This window comes from Amycolatopsis sp. NPDC033938 (assembly GCF_055575975.1).
In genome coordinates this window covers 357,334-375,202 of record NZ_JBVIRO010000004.1, presented here as the reverse complement: position 1 = coordinate 375,202, position 17,869 = coordinate 357,334, and the positions used below count along the sequence as shown (strand labels likewise).

The window sequence follows — 17,869 nt, the reverse complement described above, 5'->3', positions numbered from 1 at the left end:
GAAACAGGCGTTTCGGCACTGGCGGATACCCGATCCCGCCAGGCCTCGACACGCGTGTCCGACGACGTTCTGCTCGACGCGGCGAAGAAATGCGTACTCGCCGTCGGCGTGAGGCGGACCACGCTCGCCGAGATCGCGCGGACCGCGAAGGTCAGCCGGATGACCGTCTACCGCCGGTTCCCGGACGTGCGCAGCGTGCTCGCCACCCTCATGACCCGCGAGTTCGGCGGCCTCCTGCAAGGCGCCGCCGAACCGGGCGCCGAACCGGCCAACTTCCGCGAACGGCTGGTGCACAGTTCCGCGGCCGCCGTCGCCGCGCTGTCGGGCGACCCGCTGTTCCGCACGCTGCTGGACCTCGATCCCGAACTCGTCCTGCCCTACATCGTCGAGCGGCTCGGCAAGACCCAGCGTTTCGCCGAGGGTGTGATCCTGCACCTGCTCAAGTCCGGCCACGAGGACGGTTCGATCCGCAAGGGCGACCTGCCCGCGCAGGCGCGCACCCTGTTGCTGCTCATCCAGTCCTTCGCCTTCTCGCTGCGCCCCGCGACCGCGGACGTCAACGAGAACGACCTGATGACGGAATTCGCGCAGGTGCTCGACGCGGCGCTGCGACCGTGACCCCGGGCTCGCTCAACGCCCGCCGCCGCGAGCGGGAACTCGCGGCACTGGCCGGCGGTGAGCGGGTCGACCTGGCGGTGATCGGTGGCGGCGTCACCGGCGCGGGGATCGCGCTGGACGCGGCCGCGCGCGGGCTTTCGGTGGCCCTCGTCGAGGCGTACGACCTGGCTTACGGCACCTCGCGCTGGTCGAGCAAGCTCGTCCACGGCGGGCTCCGCTACCTCGCCAAGGGCGACCTGGCGCTGGCGCACGAAAGCGCCGTCGAACGCGGGATATTGATGACCCGCACCGCGCCGCATCTCACCAGGGCGATCCCGCAGCTGTTCCCCATGTACCGCAAGACCTCCCGCGGTCAGCAGGCGTTCATCATGACCGGCCTGGTCGCCGGTGACGGTCTTCGCCGCGCGGCCGGAACCCCGGCGTCGGTGCTGCCCAGGCCGAGGTCGATCCCGGCCGCGGAGGCGCTGGCACTCGCTCCCGGCCTGTCACCACAGGGCCTGCGCGGCGCGCTGCTCGCCTACGACGGCGCGCTGACCGACGACGCGCGGCTCGTGGTGAGCCTCGCCCGCACGGCGGCGTCGCGCGGCGCGAAGATCCTGACCAGGGTCGAGGCGCTCCGGCTCGACGCGGGTTCGGTGCTGGCCCGCGACAGGCTCACCGGGCAGGAGGTGGAGATCCACGCCGGTCAGGTGATCAACGCGACCGGTGTCTGGGCAGGCGAACTGGCGGAATCGGTGCGGCTGCGGCCCTCTCGCGGTTCACACCTCATCCTGGCTTCGGGGGCCGCCCAAATCGGTGCGACGTCGGTCAACGTGCCCGTCCCCGGCGAGAACAACCGGTTCGTCTTCCTGTTGCCGCAAGCGGACGGGCGCGTCTTCGTCGGTGTCACCGACGAACCGATCGACGGCCCCATCCCGCGCGTACCGACCGTGCCGGAGTCCGATGTGGACTTCCTGCTCGAAGTGGCGTCGACGGCGTTCACCCGCCCGCTGACCCGCGCCGACGTCGACGGCTCCTTCGCCGGGCTGCGACCGCTGGTCGAGGGCGACGGCGGGCTCGGCTCGAAGCACTCACTCCCGCTGAGAGCCCGTCGAAGGAGTGCCGATCTCTCGCGCAAACACGCGGTGGTGACCGGCGCCGACGGCGTGCTCACCGTCGTCGGCGGCAAGCTGACCACGTACCGGAAGATGGCCGAGGACGCCGTCGACGCCGCGTTGAACCGGTCCGGGCTCCATGCCGGGCCGTCGACCACGTCCAGGCTCCCCCTGCTCGGCGCGGCCCCACGGAGTCGTTTGTCCACTGTGGACGCGCCGGCCCGGCTGGTCGCGAAGTACGGCACCGAAGCGCCCAGGATCGCGGCGCTCGGCGAGGTCGATCCGGAACTGGGCCTGCCCCTGTCCGCCGGTACCGAGATCAGCGCGGCCGAAGTCGTCTGGGCCGTGCGACACGAGGGCGCGCTCGACGTCGAGGACGTCCTGGAGCGCCGGACCCGGCTCAGCCTGGTCGCGGCGGACGCCGACGCCGCCCGGCCCCGCGTCCAGGAACTTGTCGACAAGTCGCTCGCCGGCCTCTCCTGACCCGCGTTTAGCCCGCTAAACGCGGGTGAGTTGTACCCTCAGCTTGACGAGTCGTTGGGTTTTTGCAACAGTATGTTCTATGAGCCCGGTCAGACGCGGCAAAGAACTGCCGATCTACAACCGGCTCCCGGTGCTCCGGGCGGAGCGCGGGTTGAGCAGGGCCGCCCTCGCGGCGGCGGTCGAAGTCAACCCGCAGACCATCGGCGCGCTCGAACGGGGAGATCACTACCCGAGCCTGGACCTGGCGTTCCGCATCTGCGCGGTCTTCGACCTCCCGGTCGAGGCCGTGTTCAGCCGCGAACCGTTCACGCCACTGTCCACTCAGGTCTACCGGGAGGGGGGAACATGAGTGACAAGCAGGGCCGTCTCGCGGCCTACTGGGAACGACAGCAGGAACGCTGGGAGGAAGTGGAACGCAAACGCGCCCGGCGGCTGCCCGCCTGGCGGACGCGCAAACGCCGCCGCACCTTGAGTGTGCTCGTGGTGATCGGCGACCTGATCCTGATCGTCGGCGCGACCCTGTTCCACCGGCAACCGGAACTGTACTTCGTCCTGGCCTGGTTCGGCGGCGCCGTGATCGCCGGGCTCGCCCACTACCTGCTGCGGATCCTCACCGGCAAGATGAGCGGCGGCTTCTCCTTGCGGCTCGACGAGCGCGAGCGGGAATGGCGCCACCGTGTCACCTTCGTCAGCTACCAGGTGCTGGTGGTGCTGATGTTCGTTTCGGTGCTCTACAGCCTCATCGTCGCCGGCACCGACAACGGCGGCGCCCGCGGCGCGATGATGACCTGTGCGCTGCTGGTCACCGGCACCACGCTGTCCGGCGTCATCCTCGGCTGGACGCTGCCGGACGACGATCCCGAAGACTTCGAAGAGGTGAACCCCACGTGACCGTCACCCGGACGCGGTCGGACCGCCGCCGCCTCGCCGTTTCCGCCGTGATCGGCCATCTCGTCGTGATCGCCGGGGCGGCCCTGCTCCGCGAACCGACGCTGTGGTTCGCCGTCGGCCTGATGGGGCCGGGACTGTGTCTCTGCGTCGGCACCGCGGCGGTCCTGCGCAAGGCCGTCGGCAGACCCGGTTCGGCGGCGGGCGACCTCGACGAACGTGAGCTGCTTTTACGTGACAGGGCGCACTACAGCGCCTTCCAAGGGATCTGCCTCCTTATGGTGGTGGACCTCGGCTATGGGCTTTACGCGGCGGCGCAACCGGATGCCGGTTCCCTGCTGGCCGCGATGACGGCGGCGTTACTCGTCTTCGGAACGTCGCTGCCGGCGCTCTGGCTCGCCTGGAAGCTGCCGGACGACGATCCCGAAGACTTCGACGAGGGGGTGGCTCCGGGATGACCGGGGACAGGAAGCGCTACAAGGTGTCCATCGGGGTGGTCGCCGTCGCGCTGGTGGCGGGCGGGATCGTCGCCGGCGCCGGACGGGCGGTCCTGGTGTACCGGGCCACTTCGGTGGTGGGCAACGTCAAGCTGGATGGAGTGATCCAGCGAAACCGCACGCTCTCCGGCGTCCATCGGGGTTTGACGGCGCTGGTGCGGTATTTCGAGGAGGGGAAGTGGAAATGAGCGAGGGGAAACTGGAGATCGACCGGATCTCCAAGAAGTACGGCGCGAAGGTCGCGCTGGATCAGGTGAGCTTCGAGGTCCAGCCCGGCGAACTGTTCGGGTTCGTCGGCAGCAACGGGGCGGGCAAGACCACCACGATGCGGATCGTCCTCGGCGTGCTGTCCGCCGATTCCGGGCAGGTGCGGTTCGGTGGCACGCCGATCACGCACGAGACCCGCACCCATATCGGGTACATGCCGGAAGAGCGCGGGCTGTACCCGAAGATGAAGGTGCTGGAGCAACTGGTCTATCTCGCGGAGCTGCACGGGATGTCGGCCAACGACGCCCACCGCAGCGCGGAGAACTGGATCTCCCGGCTCGGTCTCGGCGAACGCCGTAAGGACGAGGTCCAGAAACTGAGCCTCGGCAACCAGCAGCGCGTGCAGCTGGCGGCCGCGCTGGTGCACGACCCCAAGGTGCTGGTGCTCGACGAGCCGTTCTCCGGACTCGACCCGCTGGCCGTGGACGTGATGAGCGGTGTGTTGCGGGAGAAGGCCGCGACCGGGGTGCCGGTGGTGTTCTCCAGTCACCAGCTGGATCTGGTCGAGCGGTTGTGCGACCGGGTCGGCATCATCCGAAGTGGACGGATGGTCGCCTCCGGCACCGTCGCGGACCTGACGGCCGGCGCGGGCAACGGCCTCGTGGTCACCGCGCCGAACGCGGCAGCCGGCTGGGCGTCGGCCGTCCCCGGCGCGCGGGTCGTCGAGCAGAACGGGCAGACGACGGTTCTCGAACTCGAAGACCACGCCGACGATCAGGCCGTGCTCGCCGCGGCGCTGGCGACCGGCCCGGTCACCGAGTTCAGCAAGCGCAGGCGTTCGCTGACCGAGCTGTTCCGCGACGCCGTCGCCGAGAAGCCCGCCGCCGAACGGCCTGCCGCACAAGGAGTTTCCGCATGAACACCGTCTCTTCGTGGCGCGCGGTCTGGCTCATCGCCAAACGTGAGCTGAACACCCGCCTGCGCACCAGGTCCTTTGTGATCGGCACCGCCGTACTGCTGGTCATGCTGATGGGCTACGTCCTGCTGCAGTCCACGCTGATCAGCAACGAGGACAAGAGCAAGGTCGGGCTCACCGGCCAGACCGCCGGGATCGCACAACAGCTCCAGACCGCGGGAGCGGCACTCGGCGAGAAGATCGAGACCGTCACCGTCGCCGACCCGGCGCAGGGCCGGTCGCAGGTCGAGAACGGCGACCTCGACGCGCTGCTGTCCGGCAACGCCACCGAGCTCAAGGTGCTCGTCAAGTCCGAACTGGACACCAAACTGCGTGCCGTGCTGAACGGCGTGTCCCAGCAGGAAGTGCTGAACGGCATCCTTTCCGAGGCTCAGCGGACGCCGGAAGAAGTGATGCGAACGGTCAACCAGACCCAGGTCGAGGTCGACTCGATCAAACCGCCGGACCCCGAGCGGTCGCAGCGGATGGTGATCGGGCTGATCGTGGCCGTGCTGCTGTACATGAGCATCGTGACCTACGGGACGCTGGTCGCGCAGGGCGTGGTCGAAGAGAAGTCCAGCCGGGTCGTGGAGATCCTGCTGTCCACCGTCCGGCCGTGGCATCTGTTGCTGGGCAAGGTGATCGGACTCGGCCTGGTCGGACTGGCCCAGCTGGTGATCATCGGCGGCGCCGGACTGATCGTCGCTTCGGCCACCGACGTCCTGACGCTGTCCGGCGTCGCGACGAGCGCGCTGCTGTGGGGCGTGGTCTGGTACCTGCTCGGATTCCTCTTGTACGCCACGGTGTACGGCGCGATGGGCTCACTGGTCTCCCGCCAGGAGGACACGCAGTCGGTCATCGGCCCGGTCAACATCGTGCTGATCCTCGGCTTCATCGTCGGGTTCAACCTGCTGGCGCAGGCGCCGGACGGGACGGGCACGAAGATCCTTTCCCTGGTGCCGTTGCTTTCCCCGGTGCTGATGCCCGCGCGGATCGCGGCCGGGACCGTCGAGATCTGGGAAGTCGCGCTGTCGCTCGGGCTGACCGTGGGCGCGATCGCCCTGTTCACCTGGCTTGGCGCGCGGATCTACCAGAACAGCGTCCTGCGGGTCGGCAGCCGGATCAAGCTGACCGAAGCCCTGAAGGGCTGACGCTTTGCGCGTGAAGGCCCCCTTCCCTCGGCTGAGCCGAGGGAAGGGGGCCTTCACGCGCGTTCAGGAACCTTTGATGGCGCCGTAGCGCTCCAGGGCGACCTGACGTTCGTGGGCGTGGTCGACCATGGGGGCGGGGTAGTCGCGAACGTCCGTGGGCTTGTGCACGGCTTTCCCTTGCAGGGAGCGGAGTTCGGGGACGTAGCGGCGGACGTACTCGCCGGACGGGTCGAACTTCTCCCCCTGCGTCGTAGGGTTGAAGATCCGGAAGTACGGCGCGGCGTCGGTGCCGCTCCCGGCGACCCACTGCCAGTTCAGCTGGTTCGACGCGAGATCGCCGTCGACCAGATGCCGCATGAAATGCCGGGCGCCGAGCCACCACGGCAGGTGCAGATCCTTGACCAGGAAACTCGCCACGATCATCCGGACGCGGTTGTGCATCCAGCCCTCGGCGAGCAGCTGCCGCATCCCGGCGTCGACGATGGGGAAGCCGGTTCGTCCCGCACACCAGCGCTCGAAGGCGTCGTCGTCCTTCTCGTATTCGATGGCGTCGAACCGGGAGTCGTAGTTCTTCCGCGCGGTTTCGGGGCGGTGCCACAGCACGTCGGCGTGGAACTCGCGCCAGGCGAACTCGCCGCGCAGCGATTTCGCGCCCACCCCCTCATTACCCGCGATGTCGGCGAGCAAGGTGCGCGGGTGCACGCATCCCCAGCGCAGATACGGAGAAAGTCTTGTCGTGCCGGGACGATCCGGGCGATCGCGATCCTCGTCGTAGGTTTCGAGCCCGTCGTCGAGGAACTCGTGCCAGCGTTCCAGCGCGGCCTTCTCACCCGGCTCCGGCAGTTCCATTCCCTTCAGGGACGGCGATTTCGGGAGCTTCACCGAACGCGGCGGCTGCACCCAGTCCACTATGGACTTTCCGGTGTCCGCGGGCCGCGGCCAGCCGTGGCGCGCCCAGGCACGGTAGAACGGGGTGAACACGCGATAGGGGTCGCCGTCCGGTTTGGTGATCCGGCCGGGCGTGATCGCGTAGGAGGATCCCGTCTCGGTCCACGCGATGTCGTGTTCCGCCAACGCTTTCGCGACTTCGGCGTCCCGGCGGCGGCCGTACGGTCCGGTGTCCGCGCTGACGTGCACGGCGGAGGCGCCGATCTCGCGCGCGGCCTTGACGACCTCCTTGACCGGGTCGCCCTTGACGAGCATCAGCCGTCCGCCGAGCTGCTCGTCGAGCGCCTTGAGGCAGCCGTGCAGGAACGCGACACGCGGAGCGCCGGAGGGCTTGAGGAGCGCGTCGTCGAGGACGTACAGCGCGAGGACGTGCTTGCTGTGCTTCGAGGCTTCCAGCAGGGCCGCGTGATCGCCGAGGCGCAGGTCGCGGCGGAACCACAGCACTACGGGGGCTTCTCTGGTCACCCCGGAAACCCTAAGCGCGGGCTCCGGTCCTCGCACGCCCGGATGCAATGAAAGGTCCTTTCCTTGCAAATTTTGCAAGGAAAGGACCTTTCATGGCGCTTGCCGGAGGGGATCAGCGCTCCGAGATGGGCGCGTAGTCCCGCGAAGCGTAGCCGGTGTAGATCTGCCGCGGGCGGCCGATCTTGGTGGCCGGGTCCTGGATCATCTCGCGCCAGTGCGCGATCCAGCCCGGCAGGCGGCCGAGCGCGAACAGCACGGTGAAGTACTTCGTCGGGAAGCCGAGCGCCCGGTAGATCAGACCGGTGTAGAAGTCGACGTTCGGGTACAGCTTCCGCTCGATGAAGTAGTCGTCCGAGAGCGCGGTCTCTTCCAGCTTCTTCGCGATGTCGAGCAGCTGGTCGCCACCCTTGAGCTTGGAGAGGATGTCGTCCGCGGTGTTCTTGATGATCTTCGCGCGCGGGTCGTAGTTCTTGTAGACCCGGTGCCCGAAGCCCATCAGGCGGACACCCTTTTCCTTGTTCTTCACGCGGGTGACGAAGTTCGCGACGTCGCCGCCCTCGGCCTGGATGCCCTCGAGCATGTCCAGCACCGCGCTGTTGGCGCCACCGTGCAGCGGGCCGAAGAGCGCGTTGATGCCGGCCGAGATGGAGGCGAACAGGTTCGCCTCGGAGGAGCCGACGAGGCGCACGGTCGACGTCGAGCAGTTCTGCTCGTGGTCGGCGTGCAGGATGAACAGCAGGTCGAGCGCCTTGGCGACGTCCGGGTCGACCTCGTAGGGCTCGGCCGGGAAGCCGAAGGTCATCCGCAGGAAGTTCTCGACCAGGCCGAGCGAGTTGTCCGGGTACAGCAGCGGCTGCCCGACGGACTTCTTGTACGCGTACGCGGCCAGGGTCGGGACCTTGGCCAGCAGCCGGATGGTGGACAGCTCGACGTTCGGTTCGTCGAACGGGTTGAGCGAGTCCTGGTAGAAGGTCGACAGCGCCGATACCGCGCTGGACAGCACCGGCATCGGGTGCGCGTCACGCGGGAAGCCGCTGAAGAAGGCCTTGAGGTCCTCGTGCAGCAGGGTGTGGCGCTGGATCTTCTCGGTGAACTCGGCCAGCTGCGTCTCGGTGGGCAGCTCGCCGTAGATGAGCAGGTAGGAGACCTCGATGAAGGTCGACTTCTCGGCCAGCTGCTCGATCGGGTACCCGCGGTAGCGCAGGATGCCGGCGTCACCGTCGATGTAGGTGATGGCCGAGGACGCGGCGCCGGTGTTCACGAACCCCGGGTCGTGGGTGATGTACCCGGTCGTCGCCAGCAGCTTCCCCAGCTCGATCCCAGGCGCACCCTCGACCGGGTGGATCACCTTGAACTCGTGCTCGCCATTGGGCAGGCGCAGCGTCGCGGTTTCGCCGGACTGCCCCGCAGCCGTCGTCGCGTCGGACATGTAAGTCCCTCTCACGTTCAGCACGGGCCGGCGGCGCCTGTAGGTTCCACAGGTACGCCCTCTTTCACGCGCGTGACCCACGGCCTCGCTGCACACCGCCCCGCTGGGGTATGAATTCCCCTCCACGCTAGTCGAGAATGGGGTCAACGCGCAGCGGGTGAGTTGCTCACAACAGCCCCTTTGGGACCAGGTTCACACGGCGGACGCCATATCCGCGGCCGTCGGCGGTTCCGCACCACTCCGCGAGACCGTGATCGACGCCGCTTTCGCCGCGAATTCGAGTGCCGAACGCCAGCCGTCGGCGTCGACTGTGGACAGGTCGCGCACCTCGTTCGAGTACAGCCACGCCAGCAGGGCGCCTTGGACGGTGTCGCCCGCACCGATCGTGTCCACGACGGCGACTCGGCGTGACGGAACTCGCGCGATTTCGCCCGCCTGTGTGATGACGGACAACCCTTGCGCGCCCCGGGTGAGCACCACGGCATCGACCCCGTAAGAGGTCCAGACCTTTGCCGCGTCGACCGGATCGGCACCCTCGGCGAGCCATTCCGTGTCATCGTCGGAGATCTTGAGCAGCCGGACATGCGGCAGCCAGGACTCGAACCGGGCCCGGTACGCCGCCGGGTCCGTGATCAACGCCTCACGGATGTTCGGGTCGAGGACGGTCAGGACGCCTCGGGCGGATTCGCGGCGCAACACCGTTTCGTACGTGCTCGCACCCGGTTCCAGGACCATGCCGAGGGTGCCGAGCGAGAGCGCCGTCACATTTTCCGGCAGCGCGCCGGGATCGCCGACCAGCCTGTCCGCGGTGCCCTCGGTGTAGAAGGTGTACTGCGCGGAACCCTTCTCGTCGAGGGCGACCACGGCGAGCGTCGTCGGCTCGTTTCCCCGCTGCAGCAAGGCGGTGTCGACACCGGAAGCGTGCAGCCGGTCCACCAGCGCGACCCCGAACCGGTCGTTCGACACCCGGGAGAAGAAGCCCGTCGGGACACCGAGCCGCCCGGCGGCGAGCGCGACGTTGTACGGACCACCACCCATTCGCGGCAGCAGCGCGCGCAGCCCACCGTCCACAGTGGAATCCAACGGTTCACCAGGAATGAGGTCGACCAGCGCCTCTCCACCCACCACGATCACGGGCGCGATGCTAGCCGAGGCGGTACTCATACCACCAGAATTGTCATTTCAAGACATTTTTTGTCGCCAGCCCACCGAGAAGAAGTTCCGACAAAGCGGTGAAGGCCTCCGCGTCGGTCACCCCGGCGCGCTGACCGACCACCCCGGTCTGGATTCCCTCGATGATCAATCCCGCCATTTCCGCGATCAGCCGCGCGTGCACCTCGCGGAAAACACCGTCGGTGACACCGCGATCGATGAACGACCGGATCCGCTGCGCCGCGGCGCGGCTGTTGAGCTGATACGCGTCCCGCGCCGGGGCGAATTCGGCGATGTCGGTCATGAAGGCGGCCGAAGCGCGATTGAGGTATTCGGAGATGCCCGCGAGGTACTCGCCGAGGATCTTGCGCGGGTCGTCGATACCGGCGATCCGCTCCTCCAGCAGTTCGACGGCGCCCTTGAAGAAGTGGGCGACGACCTTGACCGCCAGCTGCTCCTTGCTGGGGGCGAGCGCGTAGAGGGTCGACTTCGAGCAGCGCAGCCTCGCGGCGAGGTCGTCCAGCGTGAACTGGGAGAACCCCTCGGCGAGGAAGATCGTCTCCAGTTCCGAAAGCAGCGCTCGCTGGCGCGCGGTTGGCTGGCGGCGAGGGGTCATCTGATCACTATCCCTTACGCGAAAGGTGTACCCCCAGCCGCTTCTACTGTACTCTGAATCAGCCCACAGTACTGTTTTGAGTACAGCTCAGCTCGGAGGAGCCATGCCGGCGGACCGTCTGCTGCCCAGCACCGAGGCCCAGGATCTGATCGACCTGGCCAAGGAGATCTCGCGGGAGGAACTGGCGCCGATCGCGGGCAAGTACGAGGAGACCGCGCATTTCCCGCGTGAGCAGTTCCGGCTGCTCGGACAGGCAGGCCTGCTCGGGCTGCCGTACTCGGAGCGCTGGGGCGGCGGCGACCTGCCGTACGAGGTCTACCTGCAGGTTCTCGAGGAGATCGCGGCGGCGTGGATGTCGGTCGGCGTCGGGCTCTCCGTGCACACGATGTCCTGCTTCGCGCTGGCACACCACGGCACCGACGCGCAGCGCGACCGCTGGCTGCCCGGCATGCTGGAGGGCGACCTGCTCGGCGCGTACGCGCTGTCGGAAACCCACGCCGGCTCCGACGCGGCGGCCCTCTCGACCCGCGCGCGGCTCGACGGCGACCAGTACGTCGTGAACGGCACGAAGGCGTGGATCACCCATGCGGGCGAGGCCGACTTCTACACGACCATGGTGCGCACGAGCGACGACGGCGGACAGGGCATCTCCTGCCTGCTCGTCGACGCGTCGACGCCGGGCCTCTCGGCCGCGCCGCCCGAGCGGAAAATGGGCCTCACCGGCTCGACCACCGCCCAGCTGATGTTCGAAGACGCCACCGTCGACGCCGACCGGCGGATCGGCGAAGAGGGCCGGGGCCTGAAGATCGCGCTCTCGTCGCTCAGCTCCGGACGGCTGGGCATCGCCGCGTGCGCCGTCGGCCTCGCGCAGGCCGCGCTGGACGAGGCGCTGGAGTACGCGAAGGGCCGCACCCAGTTCGGGCGGCCGATCATCGAGTTCCAGGGACTGGAGTTCCTGCTGGCCGACATGGCCGCGACCGTCGAGACGTCGCGCGCGATGTACCTCGACGCCGCGCGCCGCCGCGACCGCGGGCTGCCGTTCCAGCGGCAGGCGTCGATCGCGAAGCTCGTCGCGACCGACGGTGCGATGAAGGTGACCACCGACGCGGTGCAGGTGCTTGGCGGCGCGGGCTACACCAAGGACTTCCCGGTGGAGCGGTACATGCGGGAGGCGAAGGTGCCGCAGATCTTCGAGGGCACGAACCAGATCCAGCGCATGGTGATCGCGCGGGAACTACGCAAGGGCTGACTCTCCGCGCTGGTATCGTCACCGGTGGTCACGTGATGATCGTGAGACACTCGGAAAGGTCGGCTTCCTGGAACACCTGCTGTCGGTCGCGGAGTACGCGGCGCTCGGTGAGCCCGATTCCGGATTCACCGAGCTCGCCTTGGCGAGACAACTGAAGCCCAGTTGCCCGATCACCTCGAATTCGTCCAGGACATCGACGTCGATCTGGGACTGGTGCCGTCCGGCGAGCCGGGTTTCGCCAGGCGACCGGATCTGATCATCGCCCACCGCGAAGCAGGCGAGCGGATCGACGAAGAGGACACGATGTATCACGCGGACGACGTCGTCATCGTGGTCGAGATCGTGTCACCGGGCTCGAAACGCACCGACTACGTGACCAAACACGGCGAGTACGCCGACGCGGGAATCCCGCACTACTGGATCGTCGACCGGCTGCTGGCGTAACGGCTCAGTGCCCGGTCGGGCCGAACTGCTGCTGCGGCGGTTGCTGTTGCGGTGGTTGCTGCGGCCAGCCGCCCTGCTGCGGATACTGCTGAACGGGCTGCGGCTGTTGCGGGTACTGCTGCTGTTGCGGGTACTGCTGGACCGCCTGGTTCACGTACGGCTGCGGATTCCCTTGCTGCGGCGGGAATCCCGGCTGAGGCTGACCTTGCCACTGAGGCTGACCTTGCCATTGCTGCTGCGCCTGCCACTGCGGCCGCCCGTGCCCGCCTTGGGGTGCCGTCGCACCGGCCCGCGACAAACGCCGCCGCCTGCGAATCAACATCGTCATGCCAAGCCCGGTCAGCGTGACCCCGACTCCGCCCACCCACCAACCGTGAGTGCGGAAGGCCCTCTCACGGATTTCGGCACCCTTCTTCGCCTCGTCGTAGGTCTCCGTATGGATGACGCGGTCACCCTGTCTGGTCTCGCAGACGTCGCCGTACGACATGAGCCTGCCGTCGCATTTGACGGCGCTCGAGTCTTCGCCCGCCCACAGCAGGCAGACGCCCAGGAAGCCGAAGCCGATCACCAGGACAAGAACCCAGCGCTTCATGTGTTACACATCCTCCCCAGTGTGTAACACATGACAGCACAGGTGGGTTACTTCTGGCAAGGCCCGAAATCAGCCCTCGCGGTACCGGCGCTCCTCGGTGACACCCACCCCGGTCGCCTCGTCGAAGTGGTAGACCTCGCGCCCGCGCACGAACACCCGCATGGCCCGGTTCATCACGTCCAGCGGATCACCCGACCAGATGACCACGTCGGCGTCGAGGCTCGGCTTGAGCGAGCCGACCTGGTCGTCGAGGTTCAGCATCGCGGCCGGGTTCACGGTCAGTGCCTTCAGCGCGGTCTCCGGGTCGAGCCCGTCCTTCACCGACAGCGCCGCCTGGTACACCAGGAAGTTGATCGGCACGACCGGGTGGTCCGTGGTGATCGCGATCCGGACACCCGCCCTGGCGAGGATTCCGGGCGCGCGCAGGGTGCGGTTGCGCAGCTCCACTTTGGACTTGGTGGTGAACAGCGGGCCGAGGATCACCGGCACGTCCCGCTCGGCGAGCAGATCCGCGATCAGGTGACCTTCGGTGCCGTGGTTGATCACCAGCTTGTAGCCGAACTCGTCGGCCAGCCGGATCGCGGTGACCATGTCGTCGGCGCGGTGGACGTGCTGGTCCCAGAACAGCTCCCCGTCGAGCACCTTGGCCAAGGTCTCCTTGGTCAGGTCGACGTCGAAGGGCTTGCCCTCACCGGCGGCGTGCTCGCGCTGCGCGGCGTAGTTGCGCGCGGCGGTGAACGCGTCACGGATGGTCGACGCGACGCCGAGCCTGGTGGACGGCGTCTGCTTCTTCTCGCCGTAGACCCGCTTCGGGTTCTCGCCGAGCGCGCTCTTCACGCTGACTTCCTCGGCGAAGATCATGTCGAGTACGGTCCGGCCCCAGGTCTTGAGGCCGATCGTCTGCCCGCCGATGGGGTTCCCCGAGCCGGGCTTGATGACGACGCTGGTGACGCCGCCAGCGAGCGCGTCGTCGAAGCCGGGCTCGTACGGGTCGATCCCGTCGATCGCCCGGAACCGCGCGCCGTTGGGGTCGGTCATCTCGTTGGTGTCGTTGCCCGACCAGCCTTCGCCGTCCTCGTGGACGCCGAGGTGGGCGTGCGCGTCGATGAACCCGGGCAGCACCCAGGCGCCCGCGGCGTCGATCAATTCGGCGTCGTCGGGGACGTCGACGTCGGCGTCGGTGCCGACCGCGGCGATCTTCCCGTTCTCGATGAGGACCGTGCCGCCGTCTATCGGTTCACCGTCGACGGGGACGACGTAACCACCGACGATGGCCTTGACCAGTGCTTTGTTCGACATACTTTGACACGCTAACGAACTGGCCCCGCCGGGCGCGCGCGGGGCTTTTCAAAGTGGACCAGCTCGTAGTGGGCCTCGGGTGTCCGGCGCGTCTCGACGTAGCCGAGCTTCGCGTACATCCGCAGCGGGCCGACGCTCCGGTCCCCGGTGAACAGGCGGAACACGGTCACCGTCGGCGGCGAGGCCGCTTCGGCCGCGAGCAGCAACGAGCTGCCGAGCCCGTGCCCCTGCCTATCCGGGGCCACGATGAGCCTGCCGACGAGACCGGCTTCGCCGTCCACGACGATCCGGACGCTCGCCACCAGCCGCCCGGCTTCCCTGATCCCCCAGGCGAAACAAGCGGGATCGCCCAGCGCGTCCTTGGCCTGCTCGAAGGTCTCCAGCAGCGGTGGGAGGTCCAGGGTGCCGTGTGCCCTCGCCTCCGGCACGTAGGCCGCGCGTTGCAACGTGAGCACTTCACCCGCGTCCACGGGCCCCAGCCGGAGCAGCGGCGATGAGGTCATCAGCGCACCCGGATTCCCCAGCTGCCGCTCCACGACGTGGCGGGCTCCAGCTCGATCAGGTCGGTGCCGGTGTTGAGCGCGTCGGCGGGGCAGGTCATCGGCTCGATCGCCACCGCCCGGCCGCGGCCGACCAGGTCGTCCGGCGTGAAGACCTGCGCCCAGCGGAAGTCCGGCCCGGCCCAGACCAGCAGTTCCTGGTCTTCGTGCGAGAGAACGTAGTGGTGGTTGCCGTCCTCGGCGGCGCTCAACCCGCCGAACGCCGTGTCCAGGTCGACGCCCGCGAGCACCTTGCCGGACCGGAAGTCGTACTCGGTGCCCTCGACGTCCTGCTCGTCGGCGTACGGCATCTGCTCGTCGCCGAGGTACGGCCGGACACGGCTCGCGGGCAGCGTCAGGGTCAGCTCGTCGGTGGGCACGTCACCGATGCGGAAGTAGGGGTGCGTACCGAGCCCGACGCCGATCGGGCTCTCGCCCTCGTTGCGGATCTCGTGCGTCACGACCAGTTCGCGCGGCGAGATCTCGTAGGTGATCGTCGCGCGCAGCGGCACCGGCCAGCCCTCCTGCACCGGCACGTCGATGGCCAGGGTGATCGACGATTCGGCGTGTTCGAGCAGCTCCCACTCCTCGTGCCGGGTCAGCCCGTGGATCGCGTTGCCGCGTGCCTCTTCGGTGATCGCGAGCTGCTGCTTCTCGCCCTGGTAGACCCACTGACCGCCTTTGGTGCGGTTCGGCCAAGGCAGCAGCACCTGCCCGGCGCCCTTCGGCGGCTTCTCGTCCTCGGCGAACGCCTCGACGTACGGCACCCCGCCGACCTCGAACGCGCGCAACCCGGCACCGATCTCGGTGACGACGGCGCGGGCGTTGCCGCGGGTGATCTCGAACTGCTCTCCGGTGGGATTGGCCATGCGGACGAGGTTACCGGCGACCTTGTCCGAAGTAGTGTGTGAGCGCCACGCCCGGACGAAGGAGACCGCCGCGATGACCGTTCCCGGCTACCCCAGCACCGTCGGCCGCGTCCTGGAGCGCAGCGCGCGGCGTGTCCCGGACAGGGTCGCGCTCACGTTCGCCGATCGCGTGTGGACCTACGCCGAACTCGACCGCGCGGCCGGCCGGGTCGCGGCGAAACTGCTCGAACGCGGGCTCGTCCACGGTGACCGCGTCGCGGCCTTCGGCAAGAACTCGGACGCCTATCTGTTGCTGTACCTCGGTTGCGCGCGGGCCGGCCTGGTGCACGTGCCGGTGAACTTCAACGCGCGCGGCGCGGAACTCGAGTACCTGCTCACCCAGTCCGAACCCGCCGTCGCCTTCGTCGATCCCGCACTGGCCGAGCACGCCGGAACCGAACAGATGTCCACCATGGACGCATTGGCTTGGGCCCTCGACGAAACCGTTGTCCCACATGAGGAATCCGGCGTCACCGACGAAGACCTCGTGCAGCTTCTCTACACCTCCGGGACGACCTCACGGCCGAAAGGCGCGATGCTCACCCACCGCGCGCTGGTGCACGAGTACTCGTCGTGCATCGCCGCGCTCGACCTGAGCGACCGCGACGTGCCGCTGCACGCGCTGCCGCTGTACCACTCGGCGCAGATGCACGTGTTCCTCATGCCCGGCCTCGCTGTCGGCGCGACGAACCATCTCGTCGAGTCTCCCGATCTCGGCGACATCTTCGCACGGATCCCGCGCCAGGGCGTCACTTCGCTGTTCTTCCCGCCGACCGTCTGGGTGGGACTCGCGAATCACCCCGGCCTCGCGGACGCGGATCTGAGCAGCCTCACCAAGGCCTACTACGGCGCGTCGATCATGCCGGTTCCGGTGCTGGAGAAACTGCGTTCGCGACTGCCGGAAGTCGGTTTCTACAACTGCTTCGGCCAGTCGGAGATCGGTCCACTCGCGACTGTCCTGCGTCCCGAAGAGCACGACGCGCGACCGGATTCCGTCGGCCGCGCCGTCCTGTTCGTGGAAACGCGCGTGGTGGACACCGAGATGAACGACGTCCCGCCCGGCGAACTCGGCGAGGTCGTCTACCGCTCCCCTCAGCTGTGCACCGGATACTGGGGCAAACCAGAGGAATCGGCGGAGGCTTTCGTGGGCGGATGGTTCCATTCCGGCGATCTGGTGCGCCAGGACGAGGAGGGCTACCTGTTCGTCGTCGACCGGATCAAAGACGTCGTCAACACCGGTGGCGTGCTCGTCGCGTCGCGTGAGGTGGAGGACGCGTTGTACGCGCATCCCGCCGTCGCCGAGGTCGCCGTCGTCGGCCTGCCGCACGAACGCTGGATCGAGGCGATCACCGCCGTGGTCGTGACGAAGGATCCGGTCGGGGAAGCGGAACTGATCGAGTTCGCCAAGAAGTCGCTGGCGGCGCACAAGGTGCCGAAATCGGTCCATTTCGTGGAGGAGCTGCCGAAGAACGCTTCGGGGAAACTGCTCAAGCGTGACTTGCGGCAGCGGCTCGGTGGCTCGGGATCCGCCATCGGGGCCGCGAACGCTAGATAGCCACCTTCGCCTCACCCCCCAATAAGGCGAAGGTGGGCGTGCTGAAGTTGAGGTGGTGGCGTACTCGCCAAAGAGATCCACCGTCCACAGGGGACACTTTTCGAGGTGCAGGCGCTCGATTTGGCTAATTTGCACGGTTCCGCAAGTGGGCCATGAGTGTTATTGAGGGGTAAGGCAAATATGGCGCGGTCGGCGCCCGCTGCCCGTGTCGCGAACACCGCAGCCCCAGCCTCGAAGCGCGATGTCCTGAAGGACCCCGTTGAGACCTTCAACGTCTCAACGGGGTCCTTCAGGACACGCCACATTTGAGTCGCCTCTCGTCGCGGACGGCCGTCACGAGCCTCAGCAGCACCACCTGTCACACCGGCCGCGCGTGAAGGCCCCCTTCCCTCGGCTGAGCCGAGGGAAGGGGGCCTTCACGCGCTCCCCAAGCCAGCAAGTCCACATGCCACCAGTAGGTACCTAAAAGAGGGGCGCCCTAACGACACTTACCACTCACAACCCCGATGCGAACTGCGTATACCGGCATCAATTGGACACTGAATAGACGGGAAGTGTCCAACTTGAGCAGTTTGGGCGGTTTCGAGATGCGCCCGTCCTCCCTGTCGCCAGGTAGCGAAGGCCTCCTTCACTACCTTGAGGGTAAGTAAGGGGGCCTTCACGGCAGCAAGCCGATCACGCCACCTTTGGGCTCTATCACCAACACTCACGACCCGGCCTCAACCGGACGCGAGACCATCAACCGTGCCCTTCGCGGCGGGCTAACGACACGCGGAGTCC

General features: G+C 67.8%; 18 protein-coding genes and 1 pseudogene. 11 read left to right on the top strand and 8 right to left on the bottom strand.

The features are described 5' to 3' along the window. Nucleotides 1-54: 54 nt before the first annotated feature. The 8 genes from ACZ5ZX_RS14610 (at nt 55) to ACZ5ZX_RS14575 (ending at nt 5,893) form a co-directional block, all read left to right on the top strand. Nucleotides 55-618 carry a TetR/AcrR family transcriptional regulator gene (locus tag ACZ5ZX_RS14610; protein WP_465464067.1) on the top strand — a complete coding sequence of 188 codons (564 nt, stop codon included), beginning with the start codon at nt 55-57 and terminating at the stop codon, nt 616-618. Next, complete coding sequence (locus ACZ5ZX_RS14605; protein ID WP_465502475.1) at nt 615-2,195, top strand: glycerol-3-phosphate dehydrogenase/oxidase; 1,581 nt, start codon at nt 615-617, stop codon at nt 2,193-2,195. The genes ACZ5ZX_RS14610 and ACZ5ZX_RS14605 overlap by 4 nt, the downstream gene beginning before the upstream one ends. A gap of 79 nt (nt 2,196-2,274) precedes the next feature. Then, complete coding sequence (locus ACZ5ZX_RS14600) at nt 2,275-2,544, top strand: helix-turn-helix transcriptional regulator (protein WP_034308595.1); 270 nt, start codon at nt 2,275-2,277, stop codon at nt 2,542-2,544. Next, nucleotides 2,541-3,086, top strand: a complete 546-nt coding sequence (locus ACZ5ZX_RS14595; protein WP_465502474.1) for a hypothetical protein — start codon at nt 2,541-2,543, stop codon at nt 3,084-3,086. The genes ACZ5ZX_RS14600 and ACZ5ZX_RS14595 overlap by 4 nt, the downstream gene beginning before the upstream one ends. Further along, nucleotides 3,083-3,541 (top strand): hypothetical protein, encoded by a 459-nt coding sequence (locus ACZ5ZX_RS14590; protein ID WP_465502473.1) that lies wholly within the window; start codon nt 3,083-3,085, stop codon nt 3,539-3,541. The genes ACZ5ZX_RS14595 and ACZ5ZX_RS14590 overlap by 4 nt, the downstream gene beginning before the upstream one ends. After that, on the top strand, nt 3,538-3,768 hold the full coding sequence (locus ACZ5ZX_RS14585; RefSeq protein ID WP_465502472.1) for a hypothetical protein: 231 nt from the start codon (nt 3,538-3,540) through the stop codon (nt 3,766-3,768). The genes ACZ5ZX_RS14590 and ACZ5ZX_RS14585 overlap by 4 nt, the downstream gene beginning before the upstream one ends. After that, nucleotides 3,765-4,706, top strand: a complete 942-nt coding sequence (locus ACZ5ZX_RS14580; protein ID WP_465502471.1) for an ABC transporter ATP-binding protein — start codon at nt 3,765-3,767, stop codon at nt 4,704-4,706. Before ACZ5ZX_RS14585 ends, ACZ5ZX_RS14580 begins: the two co-directional genes overlap by 4 nt. After that, on the top strand, nt 4,703-5,893 hold the full coding sequence (locus ACZ5ZX_RS14575) for an ABC transporter permease (RefSeq protein WP_465502470.1): 1,191 nt from the start codon (nt 4,703-4,705) through the stop codon (nt 5,891-5,893). The genes ACZ5ZX_RS14580 and ACZ5ZX_RS14575 overlap by 4 nt, the downstream gene beginning before the upstream one ends. A gap of 63 nt (nt 5,894-5,956) precedes the next feature. Here the strand turns inward: ACZ5ZX_RS14575 and ACZ5ZX_RS14570 are convergent, their stop codons facing one another. From ACZ5ZX_RS14570 to ACZ5ZX_RS14555, 4 genes are all read right to left on the bottom strand, one after another. Further along, on the bottom strand, nt 5,957-7,306 hold the full coding sequence (locus ACZ5ZX_RS14570) for a cryptochrome/photolyase family protein (protein ID WP_465502469.1): 1,350 nt from the start codon (nt 7,304-7,306) through the stop codon (nt 5,957-5,959). Nucleotides 7,307-7,418: 112 nt separating this feature from the next. Beyond that, nucleotides 7,419-8,735: a citrate synthase gene (locus tag ACZ5ZX_RS14565; protein WP_465502468.1), complete on the bottom strand. Its 1,317-nt coding sequence runs from the start codon at nt 8,733-8,735 to the stop codon at nt 7,419-7,421. A gap of 192 nt (nt 8,736-8,927) precedes the next feature. Further along, a complete protein-coding gene (locus ACZ5ZX_RS14560) occupies nt 8,928-9,869 on the bottom strand; it encodes a carbohydrate kinase family protein (RefSeq protein WP_465502467.1) in 942 nt (313 codons plus the stop codon). A 43-nt stretch (nt 9,870-9,912) separates the two neighbouring features. Then, the gene (locus tag ACZ5ZX_RS14555; protein WP_465502466.1) at nt 9,913-10,503 is read right to left on the bottom strand and encodes a TetR/AcrR family transcriptional regulator; all 591 of its coding nucleotides are present in this window, start codon (nt 10,501-10,503) and stop codon (nt 9,913-9,915) included. 103 nt (nt 10,504-10,606) lie between these two features. On the opposite strand from ACZ5ZX_RS14555, the gene ACZ5ZX_RS14550 reads away from it, so the two are divergent. Next, the gene (locus ACZ5ZX_RS14550) at nt 10,607-11,752 is read left to right on the top strand and encodes an acyl-CoA dehydrogenase family protein (RefSeq protein WP_465502465.1); all 1,146 of its coding nucleotides are present in this window, start codon (nt 10,607-10,609) and stop codon (nt 11,750-11,752) included. 67 nt (nt 11,753-11,819) lie between these two features. Then, nucleotides 11,820-12,181 (top strand): annotated as a pseudogene (locus ACZ5ZX_RS14545) (Uma2 family endonuclease); the annotation flags it as partial. Between the two features lie 19 nt (nt 12,182-12,200). Here ACZ5ZX_RS14545 and ACZ5ZX_RS14540 read toward each other — a convergent pair. The 4 genes from ACZ5ZX_RS14540 to ACZ5ZX_RS14525 all read right to left on the bottom strand — a co-directional run bounded on the left by ACZ5ZX_RS14540 (nt 12,201) and on the right by ACZ5ZX_RS14525 (nt 15,495). Then, on the bottom strand, nt 12,201-12,788 hold the full coding sequence (locus ACZ5ZX_RS14540) for a hypothetical protein (RefSeq protein WP_465502464.1): 588 nt from the start codon (nt 12,786-12,788) through the stop codon (nt 12,201-12,203). A gap of 69 nt (nt 12,789-12,857) precedes the next feature. After that, a complete protein-coding gene (locus ACZ5ZX_RS14535) occupies nt 12,858-14,087 on the bottom strand; it encodes an amidohydrolase (protein ID WP_465502463.1) in 1,230 nt (409 codons plus the stop codon). Nucleotides 14,088-14,098: 11 nt separating this feature from the next. After that, the gene (locus ACZ5ZX_RS14530; RefSeq protein ID WP_465502462.1) at nt 14,099-14,623 is read right to left on the bottom strand and encodes a GNAT family N-acetyltransferase; all 525 of its coding nucleotides are present in this window, start codon (nt 14,621-14,623) and stop codon (nt 14,099-14,101) included. Beyond that, the gene (locus ACZ5ZX_RS14525; protein ID WP_465502461.1) at nt 14,590-15,495 is read right to left on the bottom strand and encodes an aldose 1-epimerase family protein; all 906 of its coding nucleotides are present in this window, start codon (nt 15,493-15,495) and stop codon (nt 14,590-14,592) included. The genes ACZ5ZX_RS14530 and ACZ5ZX_RS14525 overlap by 34 nt, the downstream gene beginning before the upstream one ends. Nucleotides 15,496-15,568: 73 nt before the next feature. Here ACZ5ZX_RS14525 and ACZ5ZX_RS14520 point away from each other — a divergent pair, with 73 nt between their 5' ends. After that, nucleotides 15,569-17,089 carry a fatty acyl-CoA synthetase gene (locus ACZ5ZX_RS14520; protein WP_465502460.1) on the top strand — a complete coding sequence of 507 codons (1,521 nt, stop codon included), beginning with the start codon at nt 15,569-15,571 and terminating at the stop codon, nt 17,087-17,089. Nucleotides 17,090-17,869 lie beyond the last annotated feature (780 nt).